The sequence below is a fragment of the Pseudidiomarina tainanensis genome (assembly GCF_900115255.1).
In the GTDB taxonomy this organism is placed as follows: Bacteria; Pseudomonadota; Gammaproteobacteria; order Enterobacterales; family Alteromonadaceae; genus Pseudidiomarina; species Pseudidiomarina tainanensis.
In genome coordinates this window covers 273,746-295,471 of sequence record NZ_FOYU01000002.1, presented here as the reverse complement: position 1 = coordinate 295,471, position 21,726 = coordinate 273,746, and the positions used below count along the sequence as shown (strand labels likewise).

Below are 21,726 nucleotides of genomic sequence, written 5' to 3'. Positions count from 1 at the left end.
ATTTATGCTACAGAAACTGTCGTTAATCGTGTTGGCGCCCTTGTTGATATGGCAGGGGCGCCAAGTTCGCAAAAATACACTGCGGCTACCCGAAGCTGCGGAGGCAATTCAAGAAATCTAGCAATGGTCAGCCCACATCTCTGTTATACTTGCGCCTCGCTCTCCAATGAAGAAGAACCCCACCATGTCGAAATCCTTACCAGCCGCATCAAATTTTGCCGAAGTAGGCCTTGCTGAAGCGTTGCTTAAAAGTTTAAACGAAGCCGGCTACGAACAAATGACACCGGTGCAAGCAAGCAGCTTACCGCTCATGCTAGGCGGCGATGACGTGGTGGTGCAGGCGCAAACCGGTTCGGGAAAGACTGCTGCTTTTGCCTTAGCAATACTCGCAAAATTAGACGTCACCGAATTTGCTCCGCAAGCATTAGTGTTGTGCCCGACGCGTGAGCTGGCAGAGCAGGTGGCGGAGTCCATTCGTAAATTGGCAAAGAACATGGCGAACGTGAAAGTTCTGACATTGTGTGGCGGAGTTCCAACCCGCTTCCAAATCGCCTCGCTAGAGCATGGCGCGCACATTTTAGTCGGCACGCCAGGGCGTGTTCTTGATCATCTCAACCAGAATCGACTGAACTTTGCCAAGTTACAAACATTAGTGCTTGATGAAGCCGATAGAATGCTCGAGATGGGTTTTCAGGATGAACTCCGAGCGATTGTGGCGAAAACGCCGTCGACGCGTCAAAATTTACTGTTTAGTGCAACCTATCCCAACAGCATCGTTCAACTGACACAACAAGTGAGCAAGCAGGCGCAGTTACTGAAAGTTGCTGAAACCCCAACGCAGGCAAAAATCAGCCAAGTGTTTTATCAACTGGATGACACCGATTCGGCTTATGCCGTGCAGCAAATTCTGCTGAGCCAACAGCCGCAAAACTGCATCGTTTTTTGTAATACCAAAGCGGAAGCCCAGCGTATTACCGATAAATTAATCGGGAAAGGGTTTAGCGCCCTCGCGTTACATGGTGATTTGGAACAAAAAGACCGCGATCAAACCATGGTGCAATTTAGTCATGGTAGCGCACGTGTTTTAGTGGCAACCGATGTTGCCGCGCGTGGGCTCGATATTGCCGAGTTGGATATGGTGATCAGCGTCAACATCGCCCATGATCTCGACACTCACACGCATCGCATTGGCCGTACCGGTCGTGCTGGCGCTGAAGGGCTTGCAGTAACGCTTGTGGGTGCGCAAGATGATTACAAGTTACGTCTGTTGGAAGATGATTTCGCCGAGCCGATTCGTTTGCAAGCGCTACCCACCGCACCATCAAGCAGTAAACCACTGCAATCGGACTGGGTGACCTTGCAACTCAGCGGCGGCAAAAAAGATAAATTGCGCCCAGGCGATATCGTTGGTGCACTGACTCGTGACAACAAATTAACTGTTCAGCAAATCGGCAAGATCAAGGTACAAAGCAGTTGGGCATTTGTAACCGTCGCAAGCAGTGCCGCAAAGCACGCTTTGAACCTGATCAACAACGACAAAATCAAAGGCAAACGCTTTCGCGCTCGCGCACTTTAAACGCTCTCGCCGCAAACCCAGCCGCTTGACCACGCCCATTGGAAGTTATAGCCGCCCAACCAGCCAGTGACGTCGAGCACTTCACCAATGAAAAATAGGCCAGGTTGTAAGCGGCTCTCCATGGTTTTCGAGCTCACTTCGTTGGTATCAACGCCACCGAGAGTGACCTCAGCAGTACGGTAGCCCTCCGTGCCATTTGGCTTCAAGGGCCATTGGTGAAGGGTATCGGCAACACTTTGTAGGAGCGCATTATTGCAATCGGCGAGGTTTTTATCCGGCCACTGATATTGCTCACAGAGAGTTAAAGCTAAGCGCTTCGGGAACCACTCTTGAATAGCGGTGCGTAAACTCATGCGTGGACGGCTTTGGCGCAGTTCGCTCAGGGCAGTAAATACATCGTCTTGCGGCAATAAATTCACGGCAATACTTTCGCCGGGTAGCCAGTAGGATGAAATTTGTAGCATGGATGGGCCGGACACTCCGCGATGAGTAAACAACATCGCTTCTTTGAAGCTGGCTCGGTCATTACTCGCAACCACATCAACACTGAGCCCAGAAAGTTCAGCATAGCGTTGTTTATCAGCATCATGCAGGGTAAACGGCACGAGCCCAGCACGCACCGGCACTACGCGGTGACCAAATTGTTCCGCCAGTTGATAACCGAGCGGGGTAGCGCCTAGCTTAGGCATCGATAATCCACCGCAAGCCACAACGATTTTTTCGGCTTGCAGCAGCCCTTGGGAAGTTTTCACCACATAGCCATCAGCGGTGTGTTCAACACTCAGAACTTCGGTGCGTAATTGCACATGTGCGCCATTTTTGCTGCACTCTTTCACCAGCATATTGACGATATCTTTGGCGCTATCGTCACAAAAAAGTTGGCCGAGCGTTTTCTCGTGGTAGGCAATGCCATAATCGTTAACTAAGCCAATAAAATCCCATTGGGTATAACGGCTGAGTGCCGATTTACAAAAGTGCGGATTTTCCGAGAGGTAGTTTTCGGGGCTAGCGTACATATTGGTGAAATTGCAGCGCCCGCCGCCGGAGATTAATATTTTTTTACCAGCTTGCTTGGCGTGATCGAGCACCAGAACCCGTCGACCACGCTTTGCTGCAGTTGCCGCACAATGCAGGCCAGCAGCACCGGCCCCAATCACAATCACATCATGTACGGCAGACTGCGACACGGCATTAACCTTGCAGTGCTTCGAGTACGTGTTCAGCGCTACTCACGCCGTAAGTTTTCTCGTCTTCAACGAACAAATGTGTGATCACACCGTCGGTAATAACCATCGCATAACGCTCCGCGCGGGTGCCGCCGAAACTACCAGTTTCTTTGATAAGGCCCAATTGCTGGTGATAAGACGCATCGCCATCAGCCAGTAGCATCACGCTGTCATCAACGTTCAGGGCTTTACCCCAAGCTTTCATGACAAAAGCATCGTTTACCGCAACACAAGCGATGGTTTGTACGCCTTGTGCGCGCAAATCATTCGCGTGTTTGACAAAGCTTGGTAAGTGCTTTTCCGAGCAGGTTGGAGTAAATGCGCCGGGTACCGCAAATAAAATGTGTGTGCCTTTGGCAAACAACTCAGCTGGATTGAATTGTTGCATACCCACTTCGCCAAGTGCGGTTAACGTGCCTGCAGGAATTCGGTCATTGGTTTTAATCATGATGTTGCTCCGGGAAATATAAATCAAAGCGGTGTTTCTTGCTGACCACTTGGGCATGCGGTGAAACACCGGCGAGAAAATCAGCGTGTTGCGGTCGCTTCACCACCACTCGCTGACGAGCTATTCGTAGCGCAGGTTGCAACAACGCATCGGCGTCTTCGTCGGCGCCAACTAATTGTTGAAACATTTGCATGTCTTTCTTTACGGCTGCTTTGGCTTTGCGATCACCTTTGGGGTACATCGGGTCTAAATAAACCACGTCAAAGCTGTCGTCTGCAATCTCATCTAAGCTACTCACGTCTACCAAGTATAGTCGATGCCGCCACTCTGGTATGGCTTGATGCAGTCGGTTTAAGGCATCTGCAAGTAACTGCTTCACTATCGGATGACGTTCATTTAAGCCCACGGTTGCGCCTAATTGAGCTAATACCTGAGCATCACGACCTAGTCCCGCGGTTGCGTCTAAGATGCTTGGATTTTTAATTTTGTGCAAGCCGCATGCGCGCGCAATTGCTTCGTCTTTAATGCGTGCTTGCGCCGCCCGAAAGGCCGCTTTACCAGCCAAAAAATCAATTCGTAACGGATGCATTTTCGGCTGTTCGAGCCAGCGCAGTTGTAACCCGTCCGCACTTTGTTCAAGCACAAAAGCGTTGTCGGATGAGCCTACGCTCATGGCTGACGTTCCATATCAATATGGGGAATATCGTCTTCTAAGTACTCATCGCTAATCGCGACAAAACCGAAACTTTCGTAGAACGCGCGCAAATACACTTGCGCCCCCAAGCGAATCGATAAGTTTGGCGTGTAGGTATGGCAGACTTCGAGAGCGCGTTGCATGAGTTCACGACCAAGCCCTGAGCGACGCACGGATTGCGCAGTGAGCACGCGGCCAATGCGCGAATAACCATCGCCGTCTTTACCCAAGAAAATACGCGCATAAGCTACAACGGTTTGTTGACCGTCATTGGCCCACAAATGCAGCGCGTGGCTATCACTGCCGTCGGCATCTAAATAGGGGCAGGTCTGTTCAACCACAAACACCTGTTCACGCCGTTGCATGATGTCGTACAGCTCGGTGGTGTTGAGCTTAGCAAATGCTTTTAAATGCCAATTCATCGTAACCGCTTCCGTAGTTCAGGGGTCAATGTGACAACGTTATTACGCTTGTTGTCATACAGCGCGAGTAGTTCAGCAACCTTGCCGCGGCTATCGCCTTTCGGGCTGATAAATCGCGCCACTTGTAAGCTCTCTAGTTCAGCTTTTTTATATAACAGGCGGGTAAATTCAGTGTCATGGTTGCTGATGACCACAGGTATGCCACGCTTTCTGGCTGTATGTTCGGCGCGGCGTGCTAATTCGGTCTGATCATCAATACCAAAGCCACCACAGGCATAACTTGTGAAATTAGCGGTTAAACTCAGCGGTGCATAGGGTGGATCGCAATACACCACGTCGCCTTTGCGTGCGCGTCGAAATACTTGCTCGAAGCTCATGCAGGTGAAGGTGGCTTGCTGCGCCTTTTCGGCAAAGAACTCAATTTCGGCTTGCGGAAAGTAAGGACGCTGATATTGCCCAAATGGAACGTTAAATTGCCCGGAAAAATTGTAGCGACACAGTCCGTTATAACCATGTCGATTCAGGTATAAAAACAATAATGAACGCTCGTACGGGTCACTACTACTATTAAATTGCTGCCGCAGCGCATAGTAGGCTTCAGGTGAATTATTCGCGACACTGAAGAGCTTGCGAGCATCTTCAATAAAACGTTTCGGACGACGTTTCACAAACTTAAACAACGTAATTAAGTCGGGATTCACATCGTTGAGCAAGTACTTTGGGTAGTCGGTATTCAGGAACACCGAACCAGCACCAACAAAGGGCTCAATCAGCTTATTACCGTCTGGCAGTACCGCGGTAATTGATTCAATCAGATTATATTTACCGCCTGCCCACTTCAGAAAGGCGCGCTGCTTCGTCATGCTCATTGGCTCATTATAATAAAGGGCTACGTGCGTCAGAATGGCTCATCGCGGCAATTGCTTTGCCGATAGCTTGCCAGTCTGACCACGGCTCAAGGCAGGCTTTTCCGATAGCTGTAGGTAACACTAACCGAACCACACCCGCTTGTACTTTTTTATCACGTTGCATAAACGTCTGCCAGCGCTCTAATGGCATTTCTGGTGCGCGCACAGGTAAGTTGAGTTGTCTTAATAGGGTTTCGATACGGGTAAAATCGTGACTGCTCAGCCGATTCTGTTGATGCATGAAATAGGCGGCAATCACGGTGCCGGCTGCCACTGCTTCACCATGCTTCCAGTTCTCGAAGTGTGCCGCTTCAATAGCATGTCCAAAGGTGTGACCAAGATTGAGTAATGCTCGCACGGATTGCTCACGTTCATCGGCGGCAACAACGTCAGCTTTGATTTCGCAGCTGCGTTGAATGGCGTACGTTAGGGCTGCGGCATCGCGCTGGTTCAGTTCTCTTTGATGCGCTTCTAACCAAGCAAAAAAATCAGCGTCGGCGATAATACCGTACTTCACCACCTCGGCTAAGCCACAGGCATAATCACGGTCGTTCAGTGTACTCAAGCAGTGGGTGTCAATTAACACCGCTTGCGGCTGATAAAACGCGCCAATGAGGTTCTTGCCGCCAGGATGATTGATAGCCGTTTTGCCGCCGACGGATGAGTCGACTTGTGCCAATAAAGTGGTCGGGATTTGGTAAAACCCAACACCACGTTGATAGGTTGCTGCTACGAATCCAGCAAGATCACCAACCACACCGCCGCCAAGCGCAATAATCGCGCAGTCGCGATTAAAATTATGCCTAATCAAAGTGTCCATAACGGCTGCATAATTGGCAAAACTTTTAGCGATCTCACCGTCTTCAATCAGATGTGTCACCACGGTGTGGTGCCTTAATTGAGCGCGCACTTGGTCGCCATACAATGGGTCAACAACGGTATTCGAGAGGAGTAAAATTTGTTGCGGTAGATGTTCGAATAATGGCGTACGTGCGAGCAAGCCAGCGCCAATATCAATCGGATAGCTGCGCTCATCTAAACCCACGATGATTTGCTGTGTGGTGTTCTGCATGAGCGCCTCCGGATTTAATCGTCGAGTAGTTTATAAACCAACTTTTTCAATAATTTGATCAATCACTAACTTGGTACTTTGTTCGTCTGTGCGCACGACAATATCAGCAATTTCTTCATACAGTGGATTACGTAACTCAGCGAGGTTCTCGAGCACTTCGCGTGGGTTGTCCGCTTCGGCAATTAATGGCCGACGCTTGTCACGCTGGGTGCGGGCCAGTTGCTTTTCGATAGTGGTTTGTAAATACACAACCACACCGCGAGCGGATAAGCGGTTGCGGCTTTCTTTGCTCAAGATAGAGCCACCACCGGTCGCGAGTACAATACCGGTATTTTCAGTCAGTTCTTCAATAACTTTTTCTTCGCGTAAGCGAAAACCTTCTTCGCCTTCTAACTCGAACACCCAAGCAATATCGGCGCCAGTGCGGCGTTCGATTTCGGTGTCAGAATCAAAAAATTCGAGATGAAGTTGGCGGGCTAATTGTCGCCCGATTGTGCTTTTACCAGCGCCCATAGGGCCCACTAAGAAAATGTTACGTTTTTCAGCCATATTGATGTGTTACTTCACTTATTTAACTAGCTGTGACTCACGGAATCCGGAGTGTCTCAAGACCTTCCTTAACCCAACCAAAAAGATGCGCGATTATCGCAAGTCACAGCTCCATAAGCAAGGTTTACGGCGTATTCGTTACAATTCGTGGTGTGACGAAAATTAACAGTTCACGCTTTTCGTTAACTTGGCTATCAGTACGGAACAAAACGCCAACGTATGGAATATCACCCAGCAACGGCACTTTTGAAATGTCGTTTAAGATTTGCTGTTGGTAAATACCACCTAACACGATGGTTTCACCGTTCTCAACTAATACCTGCGTGCTGATCTCCTGAGTATCAATCGATACTGCAGGGCCAGTTGGCGTGCTCACGGTTTCGCCACGGGTATTTTGCGTGATCACTAAGTCGAGAATAACGCGATTATCTGGCGTAATTTGTGGCGTTACCGTTAACCCTAAAACAGCCTTTTTGAACTGGACTGAGGTGGCACCCGATGAGGCGCTTTCCACGTATGGAATTTCGGTACCTTGCTCAATATAGGCTTCTTTTTGGTTTGCAGTAGTGATACGCGGGCTGGCAATGATTTCGCCCTTGTTTTCACGCTCCAGTGCCGACAATTCGAGGTCTAACAAACGCCCATCAGCTAGTTTGGCAACTTGGAAACCAATGGTGGCTGCCGGTGATGCAATTGGCAGGTTCACGTTGAAGTCACCGGTCACATTGGTACCAGTACCCCATGGTGGCGGCACTGAGGTGTCCAGTGCTGGTTCGGTGATACCCCAGCGAATACCGAGTTCATCACTAATATTGTCACGTACCGTCACCATCCGTGCTTCGATGATTACTTGTTTTACCGGCACGTCGAGTACTTTTACCATCGCTTTAACGGTATCGATTTGTTCCGGCGTATCACGCACGAGTAGCGTGTTAGTGCGCTCATCCACAGTTACTGCACCGCGACTCGATAATAAGTCTGAGCTGTCGGTACGCAAAATCTGCGCAATCTCATCGGCTTTGGCGTAATTGATTTGAATATATGAGCTTTCAAGCGGCGCAAGCTCTTGCATGCGCTGCTGACTTTCAAGCTGTTCCGCTTCACGTTGGGCGAGTTCAGATGCTGGCGCAACAATCAGAATGTTCTCATCGTAGCGTTTATCGAGTCCTTTCACGCGTAAGATAGTCTCAAGCGCGCGCTCCCAAGGAACATTTTCAAGACGCAAGGTGATATTACCCGTTACGGACTCACTGGCAACCAAGTTGAGGTTGTTCTCGTCGGCCAAAATCTGAAGGAGTTGACGCACAGGAACATCTTGGAAATTCAACGAAATCGGCTTCTGACTCGATTTTGCTTGAGCTTCTTGCGCGTCCACTTGCGGTGCTTCAGCAAGGTTCAGGCGCAAGTAACCATCAATTTGTTCAAGTTGATGTTTAAATTTGCGCTTACCGGCAATTTTAATGCGGCTGTTACGACCGTCGCGGAACGTTTCCACGTATGCGACCGGGGTTGCGAACTGGCTAACATCTAAAACATAAAGAAGATCTTCGGGTAACTCAGTGTCATACAAGATGAGTTCGAGATCATTACCACGCATGCGCGCTTCGTGCTCAACATTGTCTTTGTTCAAAGCGATACTGACTTGACCGACATCATTCGACAGACGGAAGAAATTGATATTGGTTACCGCTGTTTTCTTCGGTTGTTGCTTACTTTCAGTACGGACTTCTGCGCGTTGTGGCTCTGCAGGTTTTGCCGGAGTTTGAGTTGCCGCTTCTGGTTTAGCTGGAACTGGCTTGGTATCAGTGACCGGGCGCTGCTCCGCTTTTTCTGGTGCTGGTTTCGGTTCAGCTGGCTTGCTTGGGGTCGGCTTCGGCGTTGCTGGCTGAGGCGACGGTTTAGCGCTTGTTGCAGCAGGTTTGTTACCATCTTTCGGTGCCACGAAAACCAAAACCATTACTTCACCAAAGCGGCTCATTAAGTTTTCAAGCGGTTGTTTGGTATACACACGCAACATTAAATCTTCGCGTTGCTGCTCAATTTCAACGTAATCCAGTAACGGATGATCTGGCAGATTTAAGCGGCCATCTGGCATGTTGGCGCTGGTGCCAAGCAACAAAAACTCATGGAGATTTCGATTGCTGCTGCGAGTGACAACGGGAGACTCGACACGTTTCGAAAAGTGCGCTTCAAGATTAAAGCGATCTTTATTTAACGCAATCTGCTCAACCCGTAAGAGCTCATTGGCTGATACCGCAAGTGGCATCAACAGCAGTAGACATAAGGTACGGATTAAGTGCTTCATTAGTTCGAGCTCCTTTGCGAGTTCAGCAAGGTTAACGATACGTCGCGTTGCTGCCAGCAGCCGTCACCGGTTGCTAACCATTCACGAATCGAAATTTGTTGTGGAGTAATGGCGATGATGCGGCCGTTGTCGAGACCGATGAAATCACCACGTTGTACGCGGAATAATTTACCTTCGTTGGAAACCAGTAGCCCGATGAGCTGACCATTTCCTGAACGCATGGTGCCGCTCAAAGCCAACTGATCCAGGGCGACACCCTCTAAACCACCCTTAGGTGCACCGAGTGTTGGTTGCGGACAATTTTGGCCTGATACTTGCGCAGCAGAATCACGCAACGGTGTCGGCTGAAACGGATTACGAATATCGGCGCCGGTGTAGACAATACGTTCAAGCACAGGAAGCTCAGGCGGTGGACTAATACCAGGTTTCGCAGTTTGCTGAACCTCACTTGTGAACTGCTCGAGATCTTGGTGACCCGTTGGTGCACAGCCTGCTAAGAAGCCAAATGCAGCTAACGACACAATCATTTTTTTCATCATGGTTGTGTCCTCAAAGTTTGCTGACGATAGGTTTCAGCATTCACTGACAAGCTGAGTGTGCCTTCGTCATCTTGTAACTGCATCTTGAAATCTTTCACACTAATAATGCGATCAAGGCTCGACATCTGACCGACAAAGTCACCGATTTGATGGTATGCACCTTTCAATTCAATGCGCATTGGCAGCGCAGTATAAAACTCGCGTGGCTGCGGCATGAGCCATTCGATGCGGTCAAAGCGCAAGCCACTCTTGGTGCCAATTAAGCTAATATCATCCAAAAGCTTCGGTGTTTCGTCGTCGTTTGGCAGCATCGCAAGCAGTGTTTCTAGGTCGCTATTGAGTTGCTCAAGTTGCTCCCGATAGAGCGGCAAATTCACAGCCGTTTGATATTTACTACGATAGTCTTCTTTAAGTTGCGCTTCTTTCGCCACTTCGCGTTTATAACTTGCCCATTCGTCGGCCAATATAAAGTGGTAGCTTAAACCTAAGACAGCAATAGCAATGATGACCAGCACCGCCATGCGGAATGGTCGCGGCCAAAATGGCAACTCGTTAATATCTAATTCACGTAGGCTATCCATACTCATGTTATTTTTTCGCCTCCGTGGTAGTTGGCGGCACAATCGTGACCACCAATGAAAATGCATCGTAATCAGAATTCGCATCGACACCGCGTGCGCGACCACGAGCGTTTGAGTTCGCCGAAACCACGTTACGTAGTTCAGGGTCAGCAAATACCGGTGATGCTTTTAAATCACGTAAAAATTCCGAAACTCGATTATTGGAAATACTGCGACCGCTAATCACAAGCTGCAAGTCACGTTTTTCAAGCGAATGAAGATAAACACCATCTGGCGTTCGTTCGGTTAACTCGTTAAAGATAGTGATGGCGGTATTGCGATCTTCATGAAGCGATTGAATCAGCTTGATACGATTTAAAATCTCTTGTTTCTTTTTATTGATGCTATTGATTTCGGCTATTTGGGCGTCAAGAATTTGAATTTGTGATTGCAAAAAGCCGTTGCGCCGTTGTTGATAACTCTTGTAGTCACCAATCACCATGTAGGCAGCTCCGAAAATAATGGCTGCGATACCGACAGCAATCCCCGCATGCATACCAAAGCGAGTTTTTGCGCGCTGCCGTGCAGTTTCGCGCCATGGGAGTAGGTTTACATGTGCCATGTTGCAAAACTCCGTAGCGCAAGACCAATCGATTCAACGAAACGCGGGCCGTGATTTTGTAGATGCGAAAACTTGCTCGGCAAAATAAAGTGCTCAAACGGGTTTAACGCATGCACCGGATATTCCACTTGTTCACTTAAGGCCTCGGTAATCATTGGCAACATAGCGCCGGTATTAATTAGCAAGATAGCCGCGAAGCCTTTGTCTGCAGCATTGCTTTGATACATTTGCACGCTACGACTCACTTGGTTCCACAAATTACTTAAGAAATCTTGAATAATTAAGGTTGGGAAATCATCGATGTCGCCTGAGCGTAACTTCGCCATAATTTCACCGTGGTCGATGCTGCCGTCTTCATCCAGTGCGCTAAGTAAAGGGGTTAAGCCCCCTGATTGTGGCCGGTGGAACGCCACTTCGCCTTGATGCACGACGATAATCTGAATCGAGCTCGTGCTGATATCGAGAATCAAATAAGGCAGTTTACTTTCCAGTACCTCTGGGTGCATATGTGGCAGCAAGTGGCCGCAAGCTCGAGCAATGGCTTGGTTGTCGACATCCATGATGGCAACCTTATAACCAGCACCCTCGAGTGCCTGTACGCGACTATCGACACTGATGGTTCGTGTTGCGGTCACTAAAACGCGTTGTTGTCCCGGCAGTGTTTGATGCTCACCGAGACTTTCAAAGTCGTAGCGCACTTCATTGATTGGGAAGGGGATAAGTGCTTCAGCTTCACTTTCAATTTTTTCTGCAATCGCTTCATCGTCTAAATCAAGACTCATTGGCACTTGCTTAGAAATTGCTTGGGTACCTGATACCGCCGCGACGGCAACGCGAGTGCTGCCCATACGCTTACGCACCTGCGTAATCATCTTGGCAAGTTTCTCGATGTCGGAAATTTCATCGTCGGTAATTAAATTCTTCGGTAGCGACACTTCAGCAACGTTCGTTATGTCGTAAGTATCACCGCTAGGCACAAGCTCAATTGCCTTAACTGCATCCGAAGCAATATCAATTCCCAGACCTGGCTTTTTTCCCAGACCAAATAGCCCCATAATGCTCCCCTGAATTGGACCGGTTTTAATGGCATTATATTATTAAAATTGTTCTATGCCGAACCTCATATTAAGCAGAAAGGTAAGCATTGTGCAAAGTTCTTTGCACAATCTAAATAAACATTACGTTTCTGTCCTTATCTTTCTATAATATGAACGTTAATTGCGCAACCTGTAAAACAGTATAGTCGAAAGGAAAAAAAGGGGCTGTCATTGAAGATTTTTAAGTGGGTGCTTGGCGTCGGAGTGACGCTAGCAATTCTGGGCTCGATTGCCGTTGTTGGTTTGTACTTCTATTGGGAAGACGACTTGCCGAGCGTGGCCGAGTTAAAAGAAGTGCGCTTGCAAACCCCAATGCAGGTGTATTCCTCAGACGGTGAAATGATTGCCCAGTTTGGTGAAATACGGCGAATTCCTCTGCAACTTGAAGAAATTCCCCAGCCACTTATCAATGCTTTTCTTGCCACGGAAGACCAACGTTTTTACGATCATTTCGGTATCGACCCAATTGGTGTTGCTCGTGCGTTTGCCTTGTTAATCAGTACCGGGGAAATTCAAGGTGGTGGTAGTACTATCACTCAGCAGCTGGCGCGTAACTTCTATTTGAGTTTTGAACAAACCTGGACGCGGAAAATAAAAGAAGCTTTTATTTCACTGCGCATGGAAAAAGAGCTCACCAAAGACGAAATATTAGAGCTCTACCTCAATAAAATTACTTTTGGTCATCGCGCGCACGGTGTTGGTGCTGCAGCGCAGGTTTATTATGGTAAAGATGTGCAGGATTTAACATTGGCACAAATGGCCATGATTGCGGGTTTACCGAAAGCACCATCAACAATGAATCCCATCTCTAATCCAGAGCGAGCACGTGAGCGTCGTGCCACGGTGTTAGGGCGCATGCTGGCCGAAAACTTTATCAGCGAAAACCAATATCGCGATGCCTTAGCAGAACCCATTGAAACTCGGTTACATGGTGCCGAAGTAACCATGAGTGCGCCCTACTTAGCTGAGATGGTGCGCGCCGACATGGTGGCGCGTTATGGTGAAGATGCCGCTTACAACTCTGGTTTTAAAGTCTACACCACCGTGAATGCGAAACAGCAACGCGCTGCACAACGCGCTGTGCAGCTGAATTTACATGGCTACGATGAGCGTCACGGTTATCGTGGTGCTGAGCAAATACTGTGGCAACCTGATGAAGAAGCTTGGGAATTTGATGCCATTCGTGAGTTTTTGCGCAGTCAAGAAGCAATTGGATTAACCGTACCGGCTGTGGTGCTGAGTGTTGCCGAGAAATCTGCGCAGGTATTAACAGCGAGCGGTGAACCGCGCGAATTGCCATGGTCTGGGTTGGCGTGGGCTCGTGCGTATATGCATGCTGATCGGCAGGGTCCGGCACCGCAAGCGGCAACCGACATATTAGCCCCAGGACAACTAGTTCGCATTCGTGCGACTGAGCAGGGGCTGCGTTTAGCGCAAGTGCCAGAGCCAAGCGGTGCAATTATTTCATTGCGTCCGCAAGACGGCAGTATTGCCGCAGCAGTGGGTGGTTACAGTTTTGCGGTGAGCCAATATAACCGCGCCATTCAAGCAAAGCGTCAGGCCGGTTCAAATATTAAGCCGTTCATTTATTCCGCCGCCTTAGAAAATGGCTTTACGCTGGCAACCTTGGTCAACGATGCGCCAATTAACCAGTGGAATCCCGGTAGTGGCATTGCCTGGCGTCCGCGTAACTCGCCCGATGTCTATGAAGGACCAATTCGGGTGCGCCAAGGTTTAGCAAAATCGAAGAACGTGGTTTCAGTGCGTTTAATGCGCGCTATGGGGATTGATACCACCGTTGAATACCTCACTCGGTTTGGCTTTGCTATTGATGAATTGCCGCGCAACGAGTCATTATCACTGGGTTCGGCGTCAATGACGCCGTTAGAAGTTGCACGCGGTTATGCGGTATTTGCAAACGGTGGCTACTTAGTCAATCCGTACTTTATCGAGCGCATTGTCGACAATAACGACGAAGTAGTTTACAGCGCGCGTCCTGCGGTGGCGTGTGTGTTGTGCGAGGAAGAACGCGACGTGGTGCAAGCACCGCAAGTGATCTCTGAGCAAAATGCTTATTTAATCACCGAAGCGATGAACTCCGCAGTATGGGGTGGCGGTAGTTGGCAACATCGTACCGGTTGGAATGGTACCGCATGGCGTATTCAGCGTTCAAAACCGATTGTTGATTTAGCTGGCCGCAATATTGTCGGTAAAACCGGTACCACCAACGATGTTAAAGATACCTGGTTCTCAGGTTTCGTGAGTGGCTTAGTTACGACCGCATGGGTGGGTTTTGATAACCTAGAACGTGCGCTTGGCAGCACCACGATGAATGAAAACTTAGATAGTAGCGAGCAACCGATTTCCGGAACTGAGGCGGGCGCGAAAACGGCTTTGCCAATGTGGATTGATTACATGGAAACCGCGCTTGAAGATGCGACCATTGAACCATTCCAAGTACCACCTGGGTTGGTGATGGCACGGATTGATCTGGCCACCGGTAAACTCAGCCGTAAGAACGATTACACCACGCGGTTTGAGTACTTTTTGCCAGGCACAGCGCCAACCGAGTATGCAGACTCGAAGTCGTCGTCAAAAGATATCTTTAGTGACGACGACTCGATTTTCTAATTGCTAAGGTAGGGAATTAACCTTGATGCCGGTTGCTGAGACGACTCAGCAACTGGTTCAAGTCAGATTGAACGCCACCTGCAGTCACTTCTTTACCTGCACCAGGACCACTAATCACTAACGGCATTTCGTGATACCAGTCGGTATAAATCACGAAAATATTCTCACCCGGTATCAAGTTCGCTAGCATGTCGCCTTCTGGGATATATTCAATCCCAACGCGGGCGCGCACACTGTCATCATCTTGCACCGCGAAACTGGCTAACAAGCGCGGCACTTTTTGTGTTTGTTGCGCGTCGGTATACAGGTGATGCATGGCATCATCGAGCTCCGGCAACCGTTGCATAAACTCTTCCAGCGAAATCTCTTCGAGTTGCTCTGGCAGCAAGCTCTCAACGTCGATGTCTTTCCAGTCGAGTTTAAGACCAATTTCACGCGCCAAAATAAGCAATTTACGCACGATATCCTGACAGGTTAAATCCTCGCGCGGATCGGGCTCGCTTAAGCCGCGTGCTTTGGCTTCGCGGACCAAATCACTGAACTTCACTTCGGCATTAAAGTTTTCGAAGAGCCAACTCATAGTACCCGAGAAAATACCTGAAATACTGCGAATGGTATCGCCTGAATTGCGCAGGTCATTCAGCGCATAATTCAGTGGCAGCCCTGCACCCACAGTCGTGTTGTAATACCATTCGCGCTCGTACTCGCGCTGAATGGTACGAATTTCATTGTATTGCGATTCGCCTGAGGCACCAGCGCGCTTATTAGCACTAATAATGTGCAATCCGTTGGCAAAGAAGCTCGGATATAACTGTGCAACTTCAACTGAATCAGTCAAATCCAGCATCACTAGCTCATCACATGGCGCATTCGGTAGCTCAGGAATCAATTGGCTGAGCTCATAAGGGCGCGCAAATTTATCGAAACTCGCTTGCCAGTCGTCCAGCTCTAAACCATTGTAATCAAGCCACATGCGGGTCGAGTTCAAAATACCCAAAATACGTACGTCCATTTGCTCGTTAATACGCTCGCGCAAGCGACGATATAACGATAACCAAGCGCTACCGATGTTGCCGCGACCAACCACCAACACGCCGAGGCTACGACGATAGTTAAATAGCTGACTGTGCAAGCGATTAAGCAGACGGTTATCCAGCTTCTGTTCAAGAATCGCAATCACTGCATTGCTGTCTGGCGAGAATACCATGCGACGCAAGTTCTGAGCACTTAATTCGGCTTTAAAGGTGCTGTATTGGTCGGTTTCTTGAATGCGATTACCCACGAGTGCAATCATCGAATAACCTTGCATTTGCACCACATGATCCGACTTATCAACTTGCTCTAACCAACGCTCTAAAAACTCTAAATGGTTTTGGTGATAGGCATAGTAAGCATGGTGTTGTGCAATTTCGTTCCAGCTAATCAATGGCGTAAGATCAAGATCTTCAAATTGCTGTACTAACTTCGCATCGCTTAAATCCACACGGAACAGCACCACATCGGTGAGCGACGTTAATACTTTGCCTTTCGGCTCCGTGTCTTCGTACTGGCCAATACGTGTTTGTTGATTTTCAACTTTCAAACTCGAGCGTACCGCGATCACCATACGCTCGCGATTCACTGGTTGGAAAGTCCGTGGGTGCAACACCGGGCTACCCAAACGGGCGAGCTCTTCAGCCTCCTGCCAATCAAGAATCGGCAAGCTGACTACCCGCTCTACTTTGCGTGGGTCAGCTGAGTAAACCCCAGCGACATCCTTCCAAATAGTGACCTGTTTGGAATCAATCAGGCTACCGACCAGCGTGGCAGAATAGTCACTGCCGTTTCGGCCAAGAATTAACGAATTGCCTTCAGGGTCGGCACAGATAAAGCCGGTGACAATAAAACGCGTACCCGGGTGTGGGGCAATACGATTTAATAATCCGGCGCGCGAGACGGGCACGCGAATATGCGGCTCAGGAGCATCATCGGCCACCAAAAATGTACGCGCATCAATATAATCAGACGTCACGCCTTGTTGCTGTAACAACGCAGACAATAAGCGCGCGCTCCAGAGTTCGCCGTAAGAGAGTAGCTCTGGGCGGCGGTTAATTTCTTCTTCACCGTTCAGCCAAGCCCACCAGCGTTTAAAGTCATGCTGCGATTGCTCCAACACGCGCGATTGAATATCACCGTTGAGTAACTCAGTGATCAGGCCCTGCTGGTATTTTTCGAGCTGCTTGAGTAGCACTTCGGCAACGCCTAAGTCATCTGCCTTGGCATCAATAATGGCGAGAATGCGGTTGGTTGTATCACCGGCAGCCGACACCACGACCAAATCGCTGGCGCCTGCATATTCGGTGACAATGCGCGCCACACGACGGTAACAATAAGCATCAGCTAAGCTGCTGCCACCAAACTTATGAACCTGAACCGTATCGGCTACAGCTTGTATTTGCTCTGGGGTAACCTGAACCTCAACCGTCATGATGCGTGTGCGTTCTCCTGTAAGAAAGCCTGTGAGAAAAGAAAATAAAAATTCGATTATACGGTGCTGTGGTGCACCAATAAAGCGTCATTACGCAAGGTTAGCACAAAAAGACGTATAGACAGCTATGCGTATAAAGTTGACTGTGCCAATTTCGCCAGTACAATTCAACACATTGTGCAGGGTCTTTTAGTCACACATTGAACACGAGGTGCAGTATGGAATGGGACGGCGATTATATTTACCCGTATGTTGAGCACGGGAAAAAAAGCGAACACGTGAAAAAAATCACCGTGTCAATTCCTACACGCGTCTTAAAAGTGCTCACCGACGAACGCACCCGTCGTCAGGTTAAAAACTTACGTCACGCAACGAACAGCGAGTTATTGTGCGAAGCGTTTTTACATGCGTTTACCGGCCAACCACTACCAACTGATGATGACTTGCGCAAAGACAACCCGAACAAAATTCCACAAGCGGTGCGCGAAGAATTACAACGCCGCGGACTGCCTATTCCCGAAGATATCAGCGACAACGTCGAATAAGATTCAGCAAATAAAAAAGCTGCAGCTAATTTGGTCTGCAGCTTCTTCTTTGACACCAAAAAATTACAGTAAGTATTCCAGCGCCGTTTCATCGCAATTATGTTTACGCGGACACAGCTCACAGTCTTTCATCACTTTCTCCGGTAGCTTTTCTTTCAGTGTTAGACGGAAATTCAATTTGCCGAAAAACTCTGGAACGCGAGTCAGCACAATTGTACGAGTAATGCCAAGTTCACGCGCTTTCCATAATGAAAAGGCGACCAGCTCTGCGCCAAGTCCTTTGCCTTGTGCGCTTGGGAATAATCCAAGACTGCGAATTTCAGCTAAACCGGTGCTGTAAACATACAGCGCGGCACAGCCAACCACTTCATCGTCAATTTCTGCCACTGCAAAACTCTGAATCGCTTGCAGAACATCGGCTTTATCGCGCGGTAAGTTCTCGCCTTGATCAGCCCAGTAGGCAATCAGCTCGCAAATTTTATCGACATCACTCAAACGCGCTTGGCGTACGTGCTTACTCGCCGCTTCGGCTGCGTGTAACCAATCTTGCGCATGCTTAATGGCTACCTTCACGGCGCTTGGTGCGGTGCCGCCCATTGCTTTGCGCTGTTGCAATCCGTATGCGAGATCTAAAATGGCATACACGTCATCTTCGACCAGCTCACACACCTGCTGGAAATCAGCCAAAGCGAGCTGCTCAAGCGCAACGCCCTGTTGTTGTGCTAGCACGACTAATTCACCAGTAAGGTGGTGCGCATCTCGAAACGGCACACCTTTGCTGACCAAATAATCGGCAAGCTCGGTTGCATTGCTGTATCCCAGGGCAGCTTGCAGCGCTGCATGTTCTTTATTCACTGTTAACTCGGGAATCGCAAAGGCCAACATCTGCAGACATTGCAAGTAACTGTGAAGGGCATCAAATAAGCCTTCTTTATCTTCCTGCATGTCTTTGTTGTACGCCAGTGGCAGACCTTTTAGGGTAATTTGCATGGCATGTTGATGACCCATGACCCGCCCAGTTTTACCCCGCAACAGCTCAAATAAATCTGGGTTTTTCTTCTGTGGCATCAGCGACGAACCACTACTGATTTTATCGCTCATGCTGAAGCAACCCGACTCACCCGAACAGTAAAAAATAACGTCTTCGGCTAACCGCGATAAGTGAATCATGCCGGTGCTGGCGGCGTTCAATAAATCCAGAACGAAGTCACGATCGGACACACCATCGAGGCTGTTTTCACAGGCATAGCGGAACCCTAATTCATGCGCGAGGGCCTCGCGATCAATCGCGGCAGTTGTACCCGCTAAGGCACCACTGCCCAGAGGGCTCACATCCAGTCGACGGATAGTTTCGCGTAACCGGCTGACATCACGCTGCAGCATACTCACATATGCCATTGCCCAATGCCCAGCCACAATCGGTTGAGCCCGTTGCAGGTGGGTATAACCCGGTAACATGGCATCGTGATAGGTTTCGGCAAAGCGCAATAAGTTTTCAATCGCCGCTAAGTTGGCTGTCACCAAATGTTGCGCAAATTGCTTACAGAACAAGCGCAGATCGGTGGCAACCAAGTCATTGCGGCTACGACCGGTGTGGAGCTTTTTTGCGGTCGCACCAATTTGTTCAATCAGCTGGGCTTCAACCCAGCTGTGAATATCTTCGGCATCCGTTTGTAACGGCAGCTCGGGTTGCTTTGCGATTTGCTTCGCTAGACTATCGAGCGCCTGTTGCAGCTGCTGATTTTCGTCACCGGAAATGAGCTTGGCCTGTTTCAGCGCATTTGCCCAAGCTTTTGATGCTTGCAGATCAAACGGCGCCAACACGTAATCAAACCGCAATGAGTCGTTAAATTGTTTGAATTCAGCGGCGCTGGGCTCGCTGAACCGTCCACCCCATAAACTCATGGTTTACTCCTTGCTGGCCGCAGTCGTGTCATCGCCCGCGTGCTGATGTAAAGCGCGAATACGGCTCGCCAGGCTATATAAACGAATAAAACCTTCAGCATGCTTTTGATTATAGACTTCATCTTCATCAAAGGTCGCAAACGCATTCGAATACAGGCTATTTGGCGAACGCTTCTGGGTCACCGTGACTTGGCCCTTATAGAGTTTCACCACAATATCACCGCTCAATGGCTCAGCGATCTTCGTCGCGGCAGCCAACATCACATCTTTAAGCGGTGTGAACCAACGGCCGTCATACATCAGTTGGGCAAACTCATTCCCTAAGCGAATGCGATAATCTTGCGTGGTGCGATCCAACACGAGACTTTCTAAACCTTGTAGCGCGGCATACAACACTTCGCCTGCTGGCGTTTCGTAACAGCCACGTGACTTCATCCCAACCAACCGGTTTTCAACCATATCCAACCGGCCGACACCGTGAGCACCAGCAATTTGATTCAAATGTAAAATCGCATCCACCGGGGTATACGCTTGCCCGTCAATATGCGTCAGTTCGCCCTGGTGGAATGACAACTGCAAATACTGAGGTTTATCCGGTGCTTGTTCAGGCGCAACCGTCCAAGTCCAAACTTGTTCAGATGGCTCGTTCCACGGGTCTTCCAGCTCGCCACCTTCGGTTGAAATATGCCAAAGGTTGGCGTCGCGGCTATAAATTTTAGTGGCCGATGCACTACATGGAATATTGCGCTCTGCCAGATAAGCCAATAATTGTGGACGTGAACGCATGGTCCACTCGCGCCATGGGGCAATCACCTTCAACTCCGGCGCTAATGCTGCAAAGGCGGATTCAAAGCGAACTTGGTCGTTGCCCTTACCGGTACAACCGTGGGCGACAGCATCTGCACCGACTTTACGAGCAACTTCCACCTGCGCCTCGGCAATAATAGGCCGTGCTAATGCAGTACCCAGTAAGTATTGGCCTTCATAGATTGCACCGGTTTTTAAGGTCGGATAAATCACTTGCTCGGCAAATTTGTCTTTCAAATCGACGATGTAACAACTGCTGGCGCCCGAAGCGATGGCTTTCGCCTCAACGCCTTCGAGTTCTTCGTCACCCTGACCGACGTCTGCCACAAAGGCGACTACTTCACAGTCATAATTTTCCTTCAACCACGGCACAATGGCGGATGTGTCCAAGCCACCCGAGTAAGCGAGAACGACTTTATTGACTGACTTACTCATGCGTGAGCTCCTTCAAATAATTTAACTAAAATGGCGTTTTGCGCGTGTAAACGGTTTTCAGCTTGCTTGAGTACCAAGCTTTGCGGGCTATCAATCACTTCCGCAGTGACTTCGCGGCCGCGATACGCTGGTAGGCAATGCATAAAATACTTCGCGCCAAGGCGCTTCATCAAATCGCTGTTCACTTGGTATGGTGCGAAGTCATGCATCACCGCATTGTTATCGCGGTTTTGCCCCATCGAGAACCAAGTGTCGGTATAAATAGCATCGGTTGGTTGCAGTTGTGTTAAATCGTGCAGCACGGTAATGGAACCACCGGTTTGTGCTGCTTGTTGCTGGGCTACCGCAGTTAACTCAGCATCGGGCGCATAGCCTTCTGGCGTCACCACCTGCATATGCATACCCGTGCGCGCAGCACCGGCCATCAGCGCTTGGCAAACATTGTTGCCATCGCCAATGTAGGTGAGGTGCACATGGCTTAAGTCACCCAGTTGTTCCTGCAAAGTCAGCAAGTCGGCGAGCGCTTGGCATGGATGACAGGTATCACTCAGTGCATTCACAACCGGTTTATCGGACGCCGTCGCCAGATCATTTAGTGTATTTTGCGAGTAAACCCGCGCCACAATAGCATCATGCCAAAGCGCCAAGTTGGCACCGACATCCGTGGCTGGTTCACGCTCGCCAATTAAATTCTGCGCATCGAGATAAATACTATGGCCACCTAAACGGTGAATACCTGCGGCAAAGCTAGCGCGCGTACGCAACGATGGCTTCTCGAACAACAGTGCAATACTTTTGCCCTGCAAATAAGTTGACCAAGCCGTTGGGCGCTGTTTGATGGTTTGCGCCAACTGTAATAAATCAGTGGTTTGCTGCGGGCTTAATGCCGGCATTTCTAATAAATCATTCATGGATGTT

Annotated in this window: 19 protein-coding genes; 3 read left to right on the top strand and 16 right to left on the bottom strand. The window is 49.2% G+C overall.

The window, feature by feature from the left end; translation table 11 throughout:
• The first annotated feature begins 184 nt into the window (after positions 1 to 184).
• On the top strand, positions 185 to 1,576 hold the full coding sequence (dbpA, locus tag BM292_RS08230) for an ATP-dependent RNA helicase DbpA (RefSeq protein WP_092857460.1): 1,392 nt from the start codon (positions 185 to 187) through the stop codon (positions 1,574 to 1,576).
• Here dbpA and BM292_RS08225 read toward each other — a convergent pair.
• The 12 genes from BM292_RS08225 to pilM all read right to left on the bottom strand — a co-directional run bounded on the left by BM292_RS08225 (position 1,573) and on the right by pilM (position 11,976).
• Complete coding sequence (locus tag BM292_RS08225; protein WP_092857458.1) at positions 1,573 to 2,763, bottom strand: BaiN/RdsA family NAD(P)/FAD-dependent oxidoreductase; 1,191 nt, start codon at positions 2,761 to 2,763, stop codon at positions 1,573 to 1,575. The genes dbpA and BM292_RS08225 overlap by 4 nt on opposite strands.
• 4 nt (positions 2,764 to 2,767) lie before the next feature.
• Positions 2,768 to 3,250 carry a peroxiredoxin gene (locus BM292_RS08220; protein ID WP_092857456.1) on the bottom strand — a complete coding sequence of 161 codons (483 nt, stop codon included), beginning with the start codon at positions 3,248 to 3,250 and terminating at the stop codon, positions 2,768 to 2,770.
• Positions 3,243 to 3,923 (bottom strand): class I SAM-dependent methyltransferase, encoded by a 681-nt coding sequence (locus BM292_RS08215; protein ID WP_092857454.1) that lies wholly within the window; start codon positions 3,921 to 3,923, stop codon positions 3,243 to 3,245. Before BM292_RS08215 ends, BM292_RS08220 begins: the two co-directional genes overlap by 8 nt.
• Positions 3,920 to 4,366, bottom strand: a complete 447-nt coding sequence (locus BM292_RS08210; RefSeq protein ID WP_092857452.1) for a GNAT family N-acetyltransferase — start codon at positions 4,364 to 4,366, stop codon at positions 3,920 to 3,922. The genes BM292_RS08215 and BM292_RS08210 overlap by 4 nt, the downstream gene beginning before the upstream one ends.
• On the bottom strand, positions 4,363 to 5,235 hold the full coding sequence (locus BM292_RS08205) for a Dam family site-specific DNA-(adenine-N6)-methyltransferase (RefSeq protein ID WP_177203821.1): 873 nt from the start codon (positions 5,233 to 5,235) through the stop codon (positions 4,363 to 4,365). Before BM292_RS08205 ends, BM292_RS08210 begins: the two co-directional genes overlap by 4 nt.
• Before the next feature lie 7 nt (positions 5,236 to 5,242).
• Positions 5,243 to 6,346 (bottom strand): 3-dehydroquinate synthase, encoded by a 1,104-nt coding sequence (gene aroB, locus BM292_RS08200; RefSeq protein ID WP_092857448.1) that lies wholly within the window; start codon positions 6,344 to 6,346, stop codon positions 5,243 to 5,245.
• 30 nt (positions 6,347 to 6,376) lie between these two features.
• On the bottom strand, positions 6,377 to 6,895 hold the full coding sequence (gene aroK, locus BM292_RS08195; protein WP_092857446.1) for a shikimate kinase AroK: 519 nt from the start codon (positions 6,893 to 6,895) through the stop codon (positions 6,377 to 6,379).
• Positions 6,896 to 7,019: 124 nt separating this feature from the next.
• Positions 7,020 to 9,200: a type IV pilus secretin PilQ gene (locus tag BM292_RS08190; protein WP_245751889.1), complete on the bottom strand. Its 2,181-nt coding sequence runs from the start codon at positions 9,198 to 9,200 to the stop codon at positions 7,020 to 7,022.
• Positions 9,200 to 9,739: a pilus assembly protein PilP gene (locus tag BM292_RS08185; protein ID WP_092857444.1), complete on the bottom strand. Its 540-nt coding sequence runs from the start codon at positions 9,737 to 9,739 to the stop codon at positions 9,200 to 9,202. Before BM292_RS08185 ends, BM292_RS08190 begins: the two co-directional genes overlap by 1 nt.
• The gene (locus BM292_RS08180; RefSeq protein ID WP_177203820.1) at positions 9,736 to 10,326 is read right to left on the bottom strand and encodes a type IV pilus inner membrane component PilO; all 591 of its coding nucleotides are present in this window, start codon (positions 10,324 to 10,326) and stop codon (positions 9,736 to 9,738) included. The genes BM292_RS08185 and BM292_RS08180 overlap by 4 nt, the downstream gene beginning before the upstream one ends.
• Position 10,327: 1 nt before the next feature.
• Positions 10,328 to 10,921: a PilN domain-containing protein gene (locus BM292_RS08175; protein WP_092857440.1), complete on the bottom strand. Its 594-nt coding sequence runs from the start codon at positions 10,919 to 10,921 to the stop codon at positions 10,328 to 10,330.
• Positions 10,909 to 11,976, bottom strand: coding sequence for a type IV pilus biogenesis protein PilM (pilM, locus tag BM292_RS08170; protein WP_092857438.1), 1,068 nt, complete (start codon positions 11,974 to 11,976; stop codon positions 10,909 to 10,911). Before pilM ends, BM292_RS08175 begins: the two co-directional genes overlap by 13 nt.
• Positions 11,977 to 12,189: 213 nt before the next feature.
• On the opposite strand from pilM, the gene BM292_RS08165 reads away from it, so the two are divergent.
• Positions 12,190 to 14,649: a penicillin-binding protein 1A gene (locus tag BM292_RS08165; RefSeq protein ID WP_092857436.1), complete on the top strand. Its 2,460-nt coding sequence runs from the start codon at positions 12,190 to 12,192 to the stop codon at positions 14,647 to 14,649.
• A 16-nt stretch (positions 14,650 to 14,665) separates the two neighbouring features.
• Here BM292_RS08165 and metL read toward each other — a convergent pair whose 3' ends face one another.
• On the bottom strand, positions 14,666 to 17,116 hold the full coding sequence (gene metL / locus BM292_RS08160) for a bifunctional aspartate kinase/homoserine dehydrogenase II (protein WP_092857434.1): 2,451 nt from the start codon (positions 17,114 to 17,116) through the stop codon (positions 14,666 to 14,668).
• 218 nt (positions 17,117 to 17,334) lie between these two features.
• Between metL and metJ the strand changes: the two genes are divergently transcribed.
• On the top strand, positions 17,335 to 17,661 hold the full coding sequence (gene metJ, locus BM292_RS08155) for a met regulon transcriptional regulator MetJ (RefSeq protein WP_092857432.1): 327 nt from the start codon (positions 17,335 to 17,337) through the stop codon (positions 17,659 to 17,661).
• A 63-nt stretch (positions 17,662 to 17,724) separates the two neighbouring features.
• On the opposite strand, the gene argH is transcribed toward metJ, so the two are convergent.
• Genes argH through argF form a run of 3 tightly spaced genes read right to left on the bottom strand, consistent with a single transcriptional unit; the run spans position 17,725 to position 21,719 of the window.
• Complete coding sequence (gene argH / locus BM292_RS08150; RefSeq protein ID WP_092857430.1) at positions 17,725 to 19,566, bottom strand: argininosuccinate lyase; 1,842 nt, start codon at positions 19,564 to 19,566, stop codon at positions 17,725 to 17,727.
• A gap of 3 nt (positions 19,567 to 19,569) precedes the next feature.
• A complete protein-coding gene (locus BM292_RS08145) occupies positions 19,570 to 20,808 on the bottom strand; it encodes an argininosuccinate synthase (protein ID WP_092857428.1) in 1,239 nt (412 codons plus the stop codon).
• The gene (gene argF, locus BM292_RS08140; protein ID WP_092857426.1) at positions 20,805 to 21,719 is read right to left on the bottom strand and encodes an ornithine carbamoyltransferase; all 915 of its coding nucleotides are present in this window, start codon (positions 21,717 to 21,719) and stop codon (positions 20,805 to 20,807) included. The genes BM292_RS08145 and argF overlap by 4 nt, the downstream gene beginning before the upstream one ends.
• Between the last annotated feature and the right edge of the window lie 7 nt (positions 21,720 to 21,726).